The sequence below is a fragment of the Streptomyces bottropensis ATCC 25435 genome (assembly GCF_000383595.1).
Classification (GTDB): Bacteria; Actinomycetota; Actinomycetes; order Streptomycetales; family Streptomycetaceae; genus Streptomyces; species Streptomyces bottropensis.
Genome location: NZ_KB911581.1, coordinates 3749347 through 3765552 on the forward strand (window position 1 = coordinate 3749347; position 16206 = coordinate 3765552).

Annotated in this window: 15 protein-coding genes; 8 read left to right on the plus strand and 7 right to left on the minus strand. The window is 72.3% G+C overall.

Going from position 1 to position 16206, the window contains the following annotated elements:
• Positions 1-173 precede the first annotated feature (173 nt).
• Positions 174-1346, plus strand: a complete 1173-nt coding sequence (locus STRBO_RS0116575) for an acyl-CoA dehydrogenase family protein (protein WP_020114477.1) — start codon at positions 174-176, stop codon at positions 1344-1346.
• Between the two features lie 398 nt (positions 1347-1744).
• Here the strand turns inward: STRBO_RS0116575 and STRBO_RS0116580 are convergent, their stop codons facing one another.
• Positions 1745-2188, minus strand: coding sequence for a hypothetical protein (locus STRBO_RS0116580; RefSeq protein ID WP_028796691.1), 444 nt, complete (start codon positions 2186-2188; stop codon positions 1745-1747).
• Positions 2189-2457: 269 nt separating this feature from the next.
• Here STRBO_RS0116580 and STRBO_RS0116585 point away from each other — a divergent pair, with 269 nt between their 5' ends.
• From STRBO_RS0116585 to fxsA, 4 genes are all read left to right on the plus strand, one after another.
• On the plus strand, positions 2458-2898 hold the full coding sequence (locus STRBO_RS0116585; RefSeq protein ID WP_005485572.1) for an Lrp/AsnC family transcriptional regulator: 441 nt from the start codon (positions 2458-2460) through the stop codon (positions 2896-2898).
• A gap of 75 nt (positions 2899-2973) precedes the next feature.
• Complete coding sequence (locus tag STRBO_RS0116590; RefSeq protein ID WP_005485576.1) at positions 2974-4578, plus strand: amidohydrolase; 1605 nt, start codon at positions 2974-2976, stop codon at positions 4576-4578.
• Between the two features lie 589 nt (positions 4579-5167).
• The gene (locus STRBO_RS0116595) at positions 5168-5965 is read left to right on the plus strand and encodes a polyprenol monophosphomannose synthase (protein ID WP_005485578.1); all 798 of its coding nucleotides are present in this window, start codon (positions 5168-5170) and stop codon (positions 5963-5965) included.
• A 65-nt stretch (positions 5966-6030) separates the two neighbouring features.
• Positions 6031-6606, plus strand: a complete 576-nt coding sequence (fxsA, locus tag STRBO_RS0116600; RefSeq protein WP_020114478.1) for an FxsA family membrane protein — start codon at positions 6031-6033, stop codon at positions 6604-6606.
• 234 nt (positions 6607-6840) lie between these two features.
• Here fxsA and STRBO_RS0116605 read toward each other — a convergent pair whose 3' ends face one another.
• The 4 genes from STRBO_RS0116605 to yczE all read right to left on the minus strand — a co-directional run bounded on the left by STRBO_RS0116605 (position 6841) and on the right by yczE (position 10381).
• Positions 6841-7215, minus strand: coding sequence for an RNA polymerase-binding protein RbpA (locus STRBO_RS0116605; RefSeq protein WP_003977404.1), 375 nt, complete (start codon positions 7213-7215; stop codon positions 6841-6843).
• Between the two features lie 266 nt (positions 7216-7481).
• Positions 7482-8846, minus strand: a complete 1365-nt coding sequence (locus STRBO_RS0116610; RefSeq protein WP_005485581.1) for an MFS transporter — start codon at positions 8844-8846, stop codon at positions 7482-7484.
• 39 nt (positions 8847-8885) lie between these two features.
• On the minus strand, positions 8886-9653 hold the full coding sequence (locus tag STRBO_RS0116615; RefSeq protein WP_005485582.1) for a glycerophosphodiester phosphodiesterase family protein: 768 nt from the start codon (positions 9651-9653) through the stop codon (positions 8886-8888).
• Positions 9650-10381, minus strand: a complete 732-nt coding sequence (yczE, locus tag STRBO_RS0116620; protein ID WP_005485583.1) for a membrane protein YczE — start codon at positions 10379-10381, stop codon at positions 9650-9652. The genes STRBO_RS0116615 and yczE overlap by 4 nt, the downstream gene beginning before the upstream one ends.
• Before the next feature lie 101 nt (positions 10382-10482).
• Between yczE and STRBO_RS0116625 the strand changes: the two genes are divergently transcribed.
• Positions 10483-11982 carry an SCO1417 family PLP biosynthesis transcription factor gene (locus tag STRBO_RS0116625; RefSeq protein WP_028796693.1) on the plus strand — a complete coding sequence of 500 codons (1500 nt, stop codon included), beginning with the start codon at positions 10483-10485 and terminating at the stop codon, positions 11980-11982.
• Between the two features lie 7 nt (positions 11983-11989).
• Here the strand turns inward: STRBO_RS0116625 and STRBO_RS0116630 are convergent, their stop codons facing one another.
• Both STRBO_RS0116630 and STRBO_RS0116635 read right to left on the minus strand, forming a co-directional pair.
• Positions 11990-13540: an ABC transporter ATP-binding protein gene (locus tag STRBO_RS0116630; RefSeq protein WP_005485585.1), complete on the minus strand. Its 1551-nt coding sequence runs from the start codon at positions 13538-13540 to the stop codon at positions 11990-11992.
• Positions 13541-13577: 37 nt separating this feature from the next.
• Positions 13578-13772 carry a hypothetical protein gene (locus STRBO_RS0116635; RefSeq protein WP_005485586.1) on the minus strand — a complete coding sequence of 65 codons (195 nt, stop codon included), beginning with the start codon at positions 13770-13772 and terminating at the stop codon, positions 13578-13580.
• A gap of 271 nt (positions 13773-14043) precedes the next feature.
• Here STRBO_RS0116635 and STRBO_RS0116640 point away from each other — a divergent pair, with 271 nt between their 5' ends.
• Positions 14044-14436 (plus strand): ankyrin repeat domain-containing protein, encoded by a 393-nt coding sequence (locus STRBO_RS0116640; RefSeq protein WP_020114480.1) that lies wholly within the window; start codon positions 14044-14046, stop codon positions 14434-14436.
• Between the two features lie 303 nt (positions 14437-14739).
• A complete protein-coding gene (locus STRBO_RS0116645) occupies positions 14740-16158 on the plus strand; it encodes a HEAT repeat domain-containing protein (protein ID WP_005485588.1) in 1419 nt (472 codons plus the stop codon).
• Positions 16159-16206 lie beyond the last annotated feature (48 nt).

Below are 16206 nucleotides of genomic sequence, written 5' to 3' on the forward strand. Positions count from 1 at the left end.
TTAACCGGTGACGCGCTGCTCCGGATCGGGCATACTCCAAGCGCCACCGCCGCTGATCAGCGGCTTCCGTGATCCGGAGGAGGACCATCGGCAGTGGCACGTGAGACCCGGTGGCACCACGACATCCCCTGTGCGTGTCCGCCGCAGTGCCCGACAGGGAGGAGAGCGTCGCCATGCCCGACCGCGCCCCGCAGCCGGTGGACCGTCAGCTGCCCACGGAAGAGGCCCGGGATCTGATCTCGCTCGTCCGCGAGATCGCACAGCGGGAGATCGCCCCGCACGCGGCCGAGGAGGAGGACGCCGGCCGGTTCCCGCGCGAACTCTTCGGCCTGCTCTCGGAGTCGGGGCTGCTCGGCCTGCCGTACGACTCGGAGCACGGCGGCGGCGACCAGCCGTACGAGGTCTATCTCCAGGTCCTGGAAGAACTCGCCATGGCCCGCCTCACCGTGGGGCTCGGCGTGAGCGTCCACACGCTCGCCTGCCACGCCCTCGCCAACTACGGCACCAAGGAGCAGCAGGGCGAGCATCTGCCGGCGATGCTCGGCGGCGGCCTGCTCGGCGCGTACTGCCTCTCCGAGCCCTCGTCCGGCTCGGACGCCGCCTCCCTGCGGACGAAGGCCGTGCGGGAGGGCGACGAGTGGGTGATCACCGGCACCAAGGCCTGGATCACCCACGGCGGCATCGCCGACTTCTACACGGTCATGGCCCGCACGGGCAGCGAGGGCTCCCGGGGCATCAGCGCCTTCCTGGTCCCCGGCGACGCCGAGGGGCTGAGCGCCGCCGCGCCCGAGAAGAAGATGGGCATGAAGGGCTCGCCCACCGCGCAGCTCAACTTCGACGGGGTGCGCGTCGGTGACGCCCGGCGCCTCGGCGAGGAGGGTCAGGGTTTCGCGATCGCCCTGTCCGCGCTCGACTCCGGGCGGCTCGGCATCGCGGCCTGCGCGATCGGCGTGGCCCAGGCGGCCCTGGACGAGGCGGTCGCCTACGCCACCGGGCGGCAGCAGTTCGGGCGGCCGATCTCCGACTTCCAGGGGCTGCGCTTCATGCTCGCGGACATGGCGACGCAGATAGAGGCGGGCCGTGCGCTCTACCTCTCCGCGGCCCGGCTGCGCGACGCGGGCCGGCCGTTCTCCAAGCAGGCGGCCATGGCGAAGCTGCTGTGCACCGATGCCGCGATGAAGGTCACCACGGACGCCGTGCAGATCCTCGGCGGGTACGGCTACACGGCGGACTTCCCCGCCGAGCGGTACATGCGCGAGGCGAAGGTGCTCCAGATCGTGGAGGGCACCAACCAGATCCAGCGCATGGTCATCGCTCGCCACCTCGCGGGGCCCGAGTCACGCTGAAGGAACCGCGGAAGAAGTCGGGGACCCCGAAGGGGTCCACGGTGGTGCGGAACTGGTCGAGGCCGCTCGGCGGCGTCGCCAGCCGCACCCACTCCGGATCGTGACGCCCCGGCAGGGTGCGGCCGCGATCGGCCCAGGTCCGCAGCAGGGCCCGGTAGATGGGCGGGTCCTGCGGCTGGGCCGGCCCCTGCGGAAGCGATTCTGCCGAAGCCGGCACAAAGATGTGACGCCGATGCCCGGTCGCCGGGAAAGGTGGGGTCATACCGTGCCAACGCGCGTGCGGGCGGGCCGGTCACCACTTCCGGGAATCGTCTCTGAGTTCGCGACCGAACCGTAGGGGGCAGGACGAGTCCTGCCCGCCGGGCGCGCGGACGCCGTGGGCCGAACCGGCCCCGGGATCAGGCCGCTTGGCGCTGGTCGGACTGCTGGGGCCGCATCACCGGCATGCGCATCGGGCGCGAGCCCGGGCCGCCGACGTGCGAGAACGGCTGCGTCCGCCAGTCGAGGCCCTGTGGCAGCGTCAACAGCAGGGCGGTCTCCTGCGCCTGCGGCTCGACGGTCTCGTCCGCGGCGCGGGCGTCGCCGGCCGAGCGGCCCGTACCGGCGCAGACCGTGAGCCCGAACGGGTTCCACGGCGACACGACCAGCGCGTGCTCGGGCAGGCGGTCCTCGTCGGACAGCAGGGCGATGGGCTGAGCGCAGTCCGGGCAGAAGACCCGGTACATCTCGAAGGTGTCGTACGCGTCGAACTCGTCGTCCGGTTCGACGCCCTCCGGCTCAAGATCGACGACCGCCTGGAGCCGCTTGGGTGCGGTTCGACCAGGACGCTTGGGATTCTGCATGGGATTCTCCCCCTCGGGCTGGGCCGTGAAGGCGCTGCGGCCTCCGACCACAGCAAGCACTTCCCGTCCTGTCCCGAAGGTAATCACGAGATCATCACAGAGCCCGTCCGGGTGATGTGGTCTTCGTCACATGCCGCTCGCAGATGCCCGACGCGGCGAAGCTGTCACCCGTATGGCTCACATGTGGCTCGCGGTCACATCACGAACCGGGTATGACCTGCGCCGCTCAGGTATCGAAGGAGATCAACCGCCCTGTAGGTTCTTGCGCCATGGAGGAGCTGGACCGACAGATCGTGCAGCTGCTCGTCGCGGACGGGCGGATGAGCTACACCGACCTGGGCAAGGCCACGGGCCTGTCCACGTCGGCCGTGCATCAGCGCGTGCGCCGACTTGAGCAGCGTGGCGTCATCCGTGGCTATGCCGCGGTCGTCGACCCGGAGGCCGTCGGGCTGCCGCTGACCGCGTTCATCTCGGTCAAACCCTTCGACCCCAGCGCCCCCGACGACATCGCCGAACGCCTCGCGGGCGTCCCGGAGATCGAGGCCTGCCACAGCGTCGCCGGCGACGAGAACTACATCCTCAAGGTCCGCGTGGCCACCCCGCACGAGCTGGAGGAACTCCTCGCCCGGCTGCGGTCCCTGGCCGGAGTGTCCACCCGCACGACGGTGGTCCTGTCGACGCCGTACGAGGCCAGACCGCCGAGGATCTGACGCCCGCGATGGCCGGGCGCCCCCAAAGCGCGGCCCTGGTGCACCGAGGCGCTCGGCACGAGCGAAACTGTCCCCATGAGTGATCGCACCGCCCCGTCGAAGACCGTGTTGCTCCGCGGCGGAGAAGTCCACAGCCCCGCCGACCCGTTCGCCACCGCGATGGTCGTGGAGCACGGCCAGATCGCCTGGGTCGGCTCCGAGGGCGCCGCCGACGCCTTCGCCGCCGACGTCGACGAGGTGGAGGACCTTCAAGGCGCCCTGGTCACCCCGGCGTTCACCGACGCCCACGTACACACCACGGCGACCGGTCTCGCCCTCACCGGCCTCGACCTCTCCGGCGCCCCCACCCTGGAGGCCGCCCTCGTTCTCGTACGGGAATTCGCGACGGCCCGCCCGGCCGACCGCGTCCTTCTCGGTCACGGCTGGGACGCCGCCCGCTGGCCCGGCGGCCGCCCGCCGACCCGGGCCGAACTCGACGAGGCCACCGGCGGCCGCCCGCTCTACCTGAGCCGGATCGACGTCCACTCGGCCGTCGTCAGCTCCGCCCTGCTCGACCTGGTCCCGGGCGCCGGCTCCTTCGAGGACGGGCCCCTGACCCGGGACGCCCACCACGCCGTACGGGCCACCGCCCTGGGCGCCCTCACCCCCGCCCAGCGCACCGAGGCCCAGCGGGCCGCCCTCGCCCACGCCGGCTCGCTCGGCATCGGCTCGGTCCACGAGTGCGCGGGCCCCGAGATCTCCTCCGAGGACGACTTCACGGGACTGCTCCGGCTCGCCGCCGAGGAGCCGGGCCCGCGCGTGGTCGGCTACTGGGCGGAACGCGATGTCGACAAGGCCCGCGCCCTCGGAGCCGTCGGCGCCGCGGGCGACCTCTTCGTCGACGGGGCCCTCGGCTCGCACACCGCCTGTCTGCACGAGCAGTACGCCGACGCCGCGCACACCGGGACGGCGTACCTGGACGCGGCGGCTGTCGCCGCCCATGTGGTCGCCTGCACCGAGACGGGCCTCCAGGCGGGCTTCCACGCCATCGGGGACGCCGCGGTGGCCTCCGTCGTCGAGGGAGTGCGCGCGGCCGCGGAGAAGGTCGGCCTGGCCCGGTTGAGGGCAGCCCGGCACCGCGTCGAGCACGTCGAGATGCTCACCCCCGAGAGCGTCGCCGCCTTCGCCGAACTCGGCCTCACCGCCTCCGTCCAGCCGGCCTTCGACGCGCTGTGGGGCGGCGCGGAGGGCATGTACGCCGAGCGGCTCGGCCCGGAGCGGGCCCGCACCCTCAACCCGTTCGCCGCCCTGCTGCGCGCCGGCGTCCCCCTGGCCTTCGGCTCCGACAGTCCGGTCACCCCGCTCGATCCATGGGGGACCGTCCGCGCGGCGGCGTTCCACCGCACGCCGGAGCACCGGGTGTCCGTGCGCGCCGCGTTCACGGCGCACACGCGGGGCGGCTGGCGGGCGGTCGGACGCGACGACGCGGGCGTTCTCGTCCCGGGCGCGCCCGCGGACTACGCGGTGTGGCGCACCGGCGAACTCGTCGTCCAGGCCCCCGACGACCGCGTCGCGCGCTGGTCGACCGACCCCCGTTCCGGCACCCCCGGCCTGCCCGACCTGAGCCCCGGCACCGACCTGCCCGTCTGCCTGCGGACCGTGGTGGCCGGGCGAACGGTCTTCGTACGGCCGGGCGAGTGATCTCCCGGCCCGGCACGGACCCGGCGACGCCCCGGCGGCGCGCCGCACGACCTGCGGCTCCTCCCCTCCGACCAGGCATTTGAGGGGAACTCCGCAGGTCAGGGCGCGGTTGACAGGCGGCCGCAGGCGACGGGTAGGTTCTGCCGGGTCCACCACCGGACGTCCGACCGGGGAACTTCCGCGCGGTCGTCGGAGCGCCGCTGGGTCAGGGTTGGTGCGCCGTACCGGCGCACCGCCACCGGCAGCCAGGCCCAGGCTTCGCGCTCCGGCGAGGGAACGTTCCGGCCAGGTCGGTCAGGTGTGACCCGGGTGGGGCCCGGACGCTCAGTAGACAACGGCTTTCGGTCTCGCAGCCAGCGGGCCCCAGGTCGGCCCGAAGGGTGTCGGGCCCCCATCCGCAGTCGACGACCCCTGTACTCCGTCCCGCGCCGGCGGCACAGTGGTGTCCCGGGGAGTCGCGGGACTACGCAGAGCGCGCCCGCGCACACCCCCTGTCGATCCGCGGCCTCTTGGGCCACGGCCGACACTTCCGCGCAGGCCGTGGCCACTATGGTGGTCCTCTGCGCACGGAGGACCTGAAGGGGCAGCGGTGAACGACGGCGACGGGACGATCGCGGCGGAAGGCCAGGAGAGGCGGTTCGGCCCGCTCGGCACGGCCTTGGTGATCATTCCGACCTACAACGAGGCGGAGAACATCAAGGCGATCGTCGGCCGGGTGCGGAAGGCCGTTCCCAAGGCGCACGTCCTGGTTGCCGACGACAACAGCCCCGACGGCACCGGCAAGCTCGCCGACGAACTGGCAGCCGAGGACGACCGCGTCCAGGTGCTGCACCGCAAGGGCAAGGAAGGGCTGGGCGCCGCCTATCTCGCGGGCTTCCGCTGGGGCATGGAGCACGGTTACGGCGTCCTCATCGAGATGGACGCCGACGGCTCGCACCAGCCCGAGGAACTGCCCCGGCTGCTGACCGCGCTCAAGGGCGCCGACCTCGTCCTCGGCTCCCGCTGGGTGCCGGGCGGGCGCGTGGTGAACTGGCCCAAGTCGCGCGAGTACATCTCCCGTGGCGGCAGCCTCTACTCCCGTGTCCTGCTCGACGTGCCGGTCCGGGACGTGACCGGCGGCTACCGGGCCTTCCGCAGCGAGACCCTCGAAGGGCTCGGCCTCGACGAGGTCGCCTCCCAGGGCTACTGCTTCCAGGTCGACCTCGCGCGCCGCGCGATCAAGGCGGGCTACCACGTCGTCGAGGTGCCCATCACCTTCGTCGAGCGCGAGCTGGGCGACTCCAAGATGAGCCGCGACATCCTCGTCGAGGCCCTGTGGCGGGTCACGGCGTGGGGCGTGGGGGAGCGGATCGGCAAGGTGCTGGGCCGGGACGACAAGAAGGCCTGATCGCCCTGGCTGTCCCCGGCTCTCCCCTTATCCCGTGCTGAGCTGTGGCCAGGCACACTGGGAGCATGACGACTGGCGTTCCGTCCTCGACGTACCCCGCCCGGCCCCGGCGATCCCGGCTGCGCACGTTCGTGCCGCTGGGAGTCGCGGCCTGGCTGGTCCTGGAGATCTGGCTGCTCACCGTGGTCGCGGGCGCGGCCGGCGGGTTCACGGTCTTCCTGCTCCTCGTCGCCGGGTTCGTCGCGGGTTCCGCGGTGGTCAAGCGGGCCGGGCGGCGGGCGTTCCGGGCGCTGGCCGAGACGCTGCAACAGCAGCAGGGGGGCGCGGGTGCGCCCGGCGCCGGTGCGGGGCGCAGCGAGGGCAACGGGTTCCTGATGCTGGGGGGCCTGCTGCTGATGCTGCCCGGGCTGGTGTCCGACGTGGTGGGGCTGGTGCTGCTGATTCCGCCGGTGCAGAAGGCGCTGGGACGCTATGCCGAGCGGACGTTCGAGCGGAAGCTGCGGGAGGCCGCCGGTGCCGGGGACTTCGCCGACGCGTTCCAGCAGGCGCGGATGCACCAACCCGACGGGAAGGTCGTGCAGGGCGAGGTGATCCGGGACGACGCGCCACCGCCCGGGCCCTATCCCCCGCTGAACCGCTGACGGGTCCTGAGAGAGCCGGGGCGCGGCCCCGCTCCTTCAGAGGTGCGGGAAACGCAGAGGTGCGGGGAACGGCGCGAGAAGCCCCACCGGGCCCGCACCTGACAGCGCGCCCCAGGTTGGATCAAGCCCCAGGTGGATCAGGAGCACAGCGAAGACCGCGGGCGCCGTACAGGTTCGTACGGCGCCCGCGGTCTGTTCGGTTGCGCTGTGTGGATCGTCCAGCCCCCTGAGGGGCTATGCGGACTTGCGGCTGTCTCGCGGATGTACCGCGATGTTCATCGCGCCGGAGCGGAGAACCGCAAGGCGCTCTTCGAGGACCTCTTCGAGTTCCTCACGGGTGCGCCGCTCCATCAGCATGTCCCAATGTGTACGCGCGGGCTTGGCCTTCTTTTCCTCAGGGCCGTCGCCGTCCACGAGGAGTGCTTGGGCCCCGCAGACCTTGCACTCCCACTCCGGCGGAATCTCCGCCTCGACCGAGAAGGGCATCTCGAAGCGGTGCCCCTTCTCGCATGCGTACTCCACGGCCTGGCGCGGAGCCAAGTCGATGCCGCGGTCCGTCTCGTAGCTGGTCACCACGAGGCGCGTGCCGCGAAGAGCTCGCTCACTCATGAATCGTGCCTCCCGGGCTTGTCGCCCACAGGACAGGTGTCGCTGTCGTCGTCATCCGGTCAACGTCCGGTCGGCGGTAAAGATTCCCGTTGCATGTCCCGTTCCGGGTCATGCGTCGCCGTCGTAGCCGCCCTTGTTGTACCCACCCGCGCCCGGTTTGTCACATCTGACAGCAGATGTCACCCAGCGTTTCGGCATCTTTGACGCGCAGTAACGGTACGCCTGGCAGGCCAAACGCGTACACTACAGCCCTTTCGCTCCCGGCGCTAAATCCTGTCCGGTACGGGATTGCCCGCGTCGCTGATCGCCCGGCGCACCGGAACCCTCGCGAGCAGGGCGAATCCCAGGACGAAGAAGACCACCAGGGAGATGATGGCGTCCCGATAACTTCCGGTCAGCTGGTACGTCACACCGAACAGCAGCGGGCCGAGCCAGCTCATGCCGCGGTCGCTCATCTCGTACGCGGAGAAGTATTCCGCCTCCTTCCCGGGCGGGACGAGGTGGGAGAAGAGCGAGCGGGAGAGGGCCTGGCTGCCGCCGAGGACCAGGCCGATGCCCGAGGCGAGGACGAAGAACCAGACGGGGGCGCCCGCCGGGAGGAAGTAGCCGGCGCCGAGGATCAGCGTCCACGCGACCAGGGAGCCGAGGATCGTCCGCTTGGCGCCGTAGCGGCGGGAGAGCCGGCCCATGCCGAGGGCCCCGCCCACCGCGAGGATCTGCACCAGCAGGACCGCCACGATGAGCGTGGACTGCTCCAGGTCGAGTTCCTCGGAGCCGTAGACCGAGGCCTGGGAGATCACCGTCTGGATGCCGTCGTTGTAGACGAGGTAGGCGAGGAGGAAGGCCAGGGTCAGCGGGTGGCGGCGCATGTCCCGGACGGTCGCGGCGAGCTGGCGCAGACCGGGGGCGGTCGCCTCCGTCGGCCCCTCGGACCCGCCCGCCGGGCTGCGGCGGTCGCGCAGGCGGCTGAGCGGGATCAGGGTGAACGCGCCCCACCACAGGCCGGCCGAGGCCAGACAGATGCGCACGGCCATGCCCTCGGAGACGCCGAAGGAGTCGTGGGCGGTGAAGAGGATCAGGTTCCCGACCAGGACCAGGGAACCGGCCGCGTAGCCGAACGCCCAGCCCCGCGAGGAGACGGCGTCGCGTTCCTCCGGGGGCGCGATCTGCGGGAGATAGGAGTTGTAGAGCATCATCGCCACGGACTGCGCCGCGTTCGCGATGATCAGCAGGATCCCGCCGAGCAGGTAGCGCTCGCCGTCCAGGAAGAACATGCCGGCGGTGGCGCCGGCGCCGACGTAGGCGGCCGCGCCCAGGAGGGGCTTCTTGCGGCCGGTACGGTCGGCGGCCGCGCCCACCAGCGGCATGATCACGACGGCCACGATCACCGACAGGGACACCGAGTACGCGAAGAAGGAGCCGGCGCGGACCGATATGCCCAGCGGGTGGACGTAACCGTCCGCGTCGGCGGCGGACTTGGCGACCTCGGTCAGATAGGGACCGAGGAACACGGTCAGGACGCTGGTCGAGTAGACGGAGCAGGCCCAGTCGTAGAAGTACCAGCCGCGCTGTTCGCGCCGCCTGCCCGCGGCCTCGTCGGCCGGGTCCGTCCGCACGGTGTCGGTGCCCACCCGTGCCCCTCGCTTCCCCCTGAAGGGCCGCGCGAGGCGTCAGACCCAGGTCCCCCGGTCCTCAAGCACCTCGCGCAGCGTGTCGATGTGATCGGTCATGATGCCATCGACGCCCAGGTCCAGCAGCCGGTGCATGCGTTGCGGTTCGTTCACGGTCCAGACGTGGACCTGCAGCCCGCGCGCGTGGGCGGCGCGCACGAACCGGCGGTCGACCACCGGCACCCCGGACTGCGTTTCGGGCACCTGTGCGGCGACCGCCGTACGGCGCAGCGCGGCCGGCAGGCCCCAGGACCGCAGCCGCAGGCCCAGCACGCCGCCCGTGCCGTACGAGGTGGCCAGACGCGGTCCGGCGAGGCGCTGGGCGCGGGCGACCCGGGACTCGGAGAAGGAGCCGACGCAGACGCGGTCCCAGGACCCGGTGCGGGCGATCAGGTTGAGCAGGGGGTGGAGCGCGGGCTCCGCCTTCATGTCCACGTTCCAGCGGACCTCGGGGAACGCCTCGAGGAGGTCCTCGAAGAGAGGCACCGGCTCGGCACCCGCCACGCGCGCGTGCCGTATCTCCTTCCACGGCAGATCCGCTATCCGGCCCGCCCCGTCGGTCATCCGGTCCAGGGTGGAGTCGTGGAAGGCGACCAGTTTGCCGTCGAGCGTGGCGTGGACGTCGGTCTCGATGTAGCGGTAACCCGACTCAACCGCCCGCCGGAACTGGGCCATGGTGTTCTCCAGGCCGTCCGCCGCCCCGCCCCGGTGGGCGAAGGCGATCGGGCCGGGATGGTCGAGGTAGGGGTGGCGTACGAGGGCGGTCACCCGGGCAGTATGGCCCGCTTCGATGGCCCGGTGGCGACGACCGTGCTGCCGGATTCCGAGGGGACGGCGAACAGGCGCAGGAAGAGCTGGGCCAGCGGGCCGATGGAGAGGGCGTAGAGAGCGGTTCCCACGCCGACCGTGCCGCCGAGGGCGAAGCCCGTCGCCAGCACCGCCACCTCCACGGCGGTCCGCATCAGCCGGACCGAGCGTCCCGTACGGCGGTGCAGTCCCGTCATCAGGCCGTCGCGCGGGCCCGGTCCGAAGCGCGCCGCGATGTAGAGGCCGGTCGCCACGCCGTTCAGCACGATCCCCGCGACGAGCAGGGGGATCCGCACGGCCATGGTGTGCGCCTCGGGCACCAGGGCCAGCGTGGCGTCCATCGCGATGCCGACCACGAAGACGTTCGAGACGGTGCCGAGGCCCGGGCGCTGGCGCAGCGGGATCCACAACAGGAGCACCAGCGCGCCCACGACGATCGAGACCACGCCGATGGTCAGGCCGGTCAGCTCCGCCAGGCCCTGGTGCAGCACGTTCCACGGTTCCAGACCGAGGCCGGCCTGCACGAGGAGGGCGGAGCTGGCGCCGTAGAGGGCGAGGCCCGTGTAGAGCTGGATCAGCCGACGGCCCAGACGGCGGGGCTGCGGACGGTGTCCGTCCCGCCGGTTCTGCGGGTCCGGTTGCGGGTCCGGCTGCGGATCGTGCGGCGGCTCGTGCTGTGCGGCGGGCAAGGCTTTCCCCCTGGGTGGTGCCGGTGGCCTGACACATGACACTGTGTGGCTTGGAGAGTCAAGCCATCCATGGCCAATTCGGGGAAGGTGGACTGGAAATCATGGCGCAGTGGACTTCGGCGGTGGGGGCGGCTCAGCTCGCGCGGCTGCTCACCTCGCAACAGGAGCGCCCCGCCGGGCCGGGCACCCGCCGCCCGCCCGCCTACCGTGCGCTGGCCGACGGCATCCGGCTGCTGGTCCTGGAGGGCCGGGTGCCCGTGGCCGCCCGGCTGCCCGCCGAACGGGAGCTGGCACTGGCCCTCTCCGTCAGCCGTACGACCGTCGCGGCGGCCTACGAGGCGCTGCGCGCCGAGGGGTTCCTGGAGTCCCGGCGGGGAGCGGGCAGCTGGACGGCCGTACCGGCCGGGAATCCGCTGCCCGCGCGCGGACTGGAACCGCTGCCGCCCGAGACGCTCGGTTCCATGATCGACCTGGGCTGCGCGGCCCTGCCCGCCCCCGAGCCCTGGCTCACGAGGGCCGTGCAGGGCGCGCTGGAGGAGCTGCCGCCCTACGCCCACACGCACGGCGACTACCCGGCCGGCCTGCCCGCGCTGCGCTCGATGCTCGCCGACCGCTACACCGCGCGCGGCATTCCGACGATGCCCGAGCAGATCATGGTCACGACCGGGGCCATGGGCGCCATGGACGCGATCTGTCACCTCTTCGCGGGACGCGGGGAGCGGATCGCGGTGGAGTCGCCGTCGTACGCCAACATCCTGCAGCTGATGCGGGAGGCGGGGGCGCGGCTGGTGCCGGTCGCCATGGCCGACGGGCTCGCCGGGTGGGACATGGACCGGTGGCGGCAGGTCCTGCGGGACGCGGCGCCCCGGCTCGCCTATGTCGTCGCCGACTTCCACAACCCCACCGGGGCCCTCGCCGACGAGGACCGGCGCCGGGGGCTCGTCGACGCGGCCCGGGGCGCCGGGACGGTGCTCGTGGCCGACGAGACGATGAGCGAGTTGTGGCTCGACGACGATGTGGAGATGCCGCGCCCCGTGTGCGCGTTCGATCCGGCGGGATCCACCGTCATCACGGTGGGGTCGGCGAGCAAGGCGTTCTGGGCGGGCATGCGGATCGGGTGGGTGCGGGCGGCGCCGGATGTGATCCGGAGCCTCGTCGCGGCACGGGCGTACGCCGATCTGGGGACACCCGTGCTGGAACAGCTGGCCGTGAACTGGCTGATGAGTACCGGGGGTTGGGCGCAGGCCGTGGGGATCCGGCGGGAGCAGGCCCGGGGCAACCGGGACGCGCTGGTGGCGGCGGTGCGCCGGGAGCTGCCGGACTGGGAGTTCGCGGAGCCGAGGGGTGGGCTGACCCTGTGGGTCCGTACCGGGGGCCTGTCGGGGTCGCGGCTCGCGGAGATGGGCGAGCGGGTCGGGGTGCGGGTGCCCTCCGGGCCCCGGTTCGGGGTCGACGGGGCCTTCGAGGGGTATGTGCGCCTGCCGTTCACCGTGGGGGGAGCGGTCGCCGAGGAGGCGGCCGCGCGGTTGGCCGCGGCGGCGCGGCTGGTGCGCGACGGCGCGCCGGGCGGGAGCGAGGGGCCGCGGACGTTCGTGGCCTGACGGGGCCTCAGGTCTCCACCGGCGCGGCCTTGGTGAGGGTGTCCGCCGGGGTCGTGTGCGGCGGGAGCAGGTCGAGGATCGCCTGACGGTGGGCCTCGGGGGTGTTCTCGTCGTGGGGGTCCGGGGTGGCGGGGACCTGGAGGCGGAGGGTGGGGGCGGCGCCCAGGCGGGCGTAGCCGCGGCCCGGAGGGACGTCCGGGGCGGGGGTGGTGGGGGGTGCCGTGCCCAGGACCGTCGCCATCTGCTCGGGTGAGGCGGGACCCAGGACGACGCGCGCGCGGGTGTGCCCGCGTACCGCGTCCGTGAGGGTGTCCAGATGGTCGAACTGTTCGGTGATCACGACGGTGACGTTGACCGCGCGGCCGTGGCGCAGGGGGACCTGGAGCAGGGACTGCGGGTCGCGGCGGCCGTCGGCTGCAGCGAGGTGGCTCAGCACGCTCGGGCGGTCGAGGAGAAGCCAGAGAGGGCGGCGGACGTCGTCCGGCGGGGGATGCCCCGCCTGGCGGGCGCCGTTCATGGCGATCAGCCGGCGTTCGGTCTCCTGGGAGGCCCACTCCAGGCTCGCCAGGACTCCACCGAGCCCGCTCTCGACGGCGAGGACGCCGTCGCGCCCCGTGAGGCAGGCGTACTCGCCGCTGCCGCCGCCCTCGACGATGACGACGTCGCCGTGCTGCAGGGCCTGGAGGGCGATGCAGCGCAGGAGGGTCGTCGTGCCGCTGCCGGGTCCGCCCACGGCCAGCAGGTGCGGTTCGGTGGAGCGTGCGCCGGTGCGCCAGACGACCGGCGGCACGTCGCGCCGTTCCTCTGCGCAGGTGAGGGGGAGGGTGCGCTGGACGTGGACGGCGTCGGTGAAGCCGAGGACCGTCTCGCCCGGTGCCGTGACGAAGCGCTGGGCGGTGATGTCGGAGGCGAGCGGGGGGAGGACGGTGACGGTGAGTTCGTTGCCCTCCTCGTCCCAGGTGAAGCGGTACTCACGGCCGCGGCCCGCCTTGGCGTGCAGCAGCTGTTCGATCCGCGCGCGGGACTCCGCCTCGCCGTCGGTGAAGTAGGCGGGATAGCGGACCAGCAGCCGGTTGACGCGGCCGGTTCCGTCGAACGCGTAGGCGGGGAAGGCGTCCTCCCAGGGGCCCCCGTGCGCGTAGAGGGGCTCGGGGTCCTCGGGGGACGAGAAGTAGGGGACCAGGGCCTCGTAGAGGGACCGCAGGCGCTGGGTCTGCGACTCGTCGGGGCCCGTCGGCTCCGCAACGGCGCCGGCGCGGCCCGCCCAGGCTGCCGCCGCCATCAGGGCGATGACGGCGAGCAGCGGGCCGTACGGCACCAGGGTCACGACCAGGACGACCGAGGCCGCCAGGAAGAGCAGTGACCCGCGGCGGTCCTTCGGGGTCTGTGCCCATCTGAGCCGCCCGGCGGCGACCAGCCGGCGCAGTCCACGCGTGATCGTGATCAACGGGTGGAGGACGTCGGTGGCGCCGTCGGCGGCCGTCCGGGCCAGCTCCCGGCTTCTGGCGAGGTGCGCGCCGCCGCTGCTCAGAATGCGGGGGAGGGGGACCCGGGCCACGGCTGTCTCCTGGGGGTGCGTGCGGATGGGGACGGGGTCAGAACTTGATCCCGCCGAGGAGGCTCGCGAGGCTTTCGCCGCCCGCTGTGATGCTCGGGGCGATGCCCGTGCTGGCGAGGTAGAACCCGAAGAGGGTGACGACGATGCAGTGCGAGGCCTTCAGGCCGTCCTTGCGGAAGAACAGGAAGACGATGACGCCGAGCAGGACGACGCCTGAGATGTTCAGGATCATGTGGGTTCTCCTGGTTGATGGGGACAGTCACCATGAGTTCTTCCAGAGTCACCGCATGTATCCATACGATAAAAGGTGCAAAAGAGTGAAATTCTGCTGATTTCGCCTGAGTGGCCGAATCCTGGCTGGGCCGTCCGGGCTGGGCTGTTGCGCGGGACGGGACTCGGTGTGATCTTTGCCTCGGCTGCGTCCGCTGCCGCGTGCGGGAAGCCAGTACTCTGGCGATTCACCCGTTCGGCTCGAAGTGCGTTTGTGAGAGGTGGTCCCGGCGATGAGCGAAGCCCCCGACCCGGAGGTCGTGGAGCTGGCGACGAGGATCTTCGATCTGGCCCGACGGGGCGAGACCGAGGCGCTCGTGGCGTACGTCGACGCGGGGATTCCGGCCGACCTCACCAACGACCGCGGCGACTCGCTCGTGATGCTCGCCGCGTACCACGGTCACGCCGACGCGGTGCGGGCCCTCCTCGCCCGTGGCGGGGAGGCCGACCGCGTCAACGACCGGGGGCAGACCCCCCTCGCCGGGGCGGTTTTCAAGGGTGAGGAGAGCGTCGTCCGGGTCCTTCTGGACAGCGGGGCCGACCCGGCCGCGGGCACTCCGAACGCGATCGATACCGCACGGATGTTCGGTAAGACAGAACTGCTCGAACTGTTCGCAGCACACTGATCCACATGTTCTGACCAGCAAAGAACACGAAAGACGGGGGAGGCGGAACGGGGCCGCCGGATATTTCGGTCGCGGTAGGAAGAACCGCCGGGTCATCATGACGTCGTGATTCACGGACATGATGGCTGGGCAGGTGTTGCCGCACCGCGTGGGCCGTGACGCGGTCCGCATGGGCCACCGACGAGAGGCAGAGGAAGATGGTCTACAGCAAGCAAGAGACGGCGGGCGCTCCGACGTGTTGTCACGCGGCCAGGTAAAGCAAGATCCCCGGTTGCGTCGACGCTTGATGTGAGGCTGTTTCCCATGTTCGAACCGGTCATAGCGCCCAGCGGTACGCTGCTCGGCCTGCTGCAGCGGGGCCGCGGCGACGGCACCCTGCACGCGCTCACCGCCCCGCGGGCCGAGGCGCTCGCGGCACTGAACCACTGTGTGCTGCGCGACCCCCGCCACGACTGGCAGGTGGAGAACCGCTCCCTGTACTACGCCCGTCTCTACCTCGACCTCAGCGGCGAGCTGGACGAGATCGAGCGGCACCTCTTCGACGCCGAGGACGTGCTGGACACCGACGAGTCACGCACCGGGCTGGCCCTCGCGGTCCTCGGGCACCTCGCCTCGTACGGCAGGCGGGACGCGCTCGAACTGCTGCGCAGGTACGCCGCCGTCGGCACCAGCTGGGCCTGGGCCCTCGACGAGCTGGCCCTCAGGGACGACGACGAAGGGCTGCGCGCCCTCGCCGAACCCGTGCTGGCCCGCTTCACCACCGACCCGGAGGGCGAGGCCGAGCTGGCCGCCGCCGTCCGCGACGCCTTCGAACCGCGGCCCTGGCGGCTGTGGGCCGACGATCCCCGGGAGGCGGTCGCCACCCGCGTGCGAGCCGCACAGGAGACCGGCTGCTTCGACCGCTGGCAGCGGCAGATGCGGCCGAGCGGGCCCCGGCCTGGGTGGAGCGTCAGGGCCGTGTTCGAGTGGGCCCAGCAGGGCATCGAACGCGGAGCCGTCCTCCATGTGCCGGCCGCCCGGTGTCTGACGGCCGTCGCCGGCCCCGAGGACCGGCCCGAGATCCTCCTCGCGGCCCGGACCGGGGACGACGGCGCCCGCTGCACAGCCTTGCGCTACCTCGCCGACGGCAACGATCCGGACGCCCTCGACCTGATCGAGGGCGCCGTGACCGACGGGACGACGACGGTCGTGGAGGCCGCCGTCGCTGCCTTCGAACGGATGCGCAGCCTGGCCGCCGTCGACCGGGCGCGTGGCTGGGTGCACCGGCCCGACCCGCTGGGCGCCGCCGCCGGACGACTGCTCGCCTGTCTCGGCGGAGCCAAGGACAGCGATCTGGTGCTGAGCGCGCTGCGGGAGGCCGTACGGGGCGAAGGGCCCGACGCGCCGACCCTGTGGACGCTCGTCGACGGCACCGGCCGCCTCGGCATCGCCTGCGCCGCGCCCGTCCTGCGCCATATCTACCGCGAGACCGCCTCCTCCCATCTCCGCGGCCGCGCCGCCCGCGCGCTCGCCGCCACCGATCCCTCCTTCCCGGCCGGCTTCGCCGTCGAGTGCCTCTGGGACTGCGAGGAGACCACCCGCGAGATCGCCGCCCGGCACGCCGAGACCGGTGACACGCGCGTCGTCGACCAGCTCCGCCGGCTCGCCGCCGACCCGGCCGAGGAGGACGACGTCCAGAGCGCCGTACGCAGTCGGATCGGCCCCGACATGCCCGCGATGTGAACGCTCGGCGACCCGGAGGTCAGGAGGGCATGGACACGGTCTGACCTG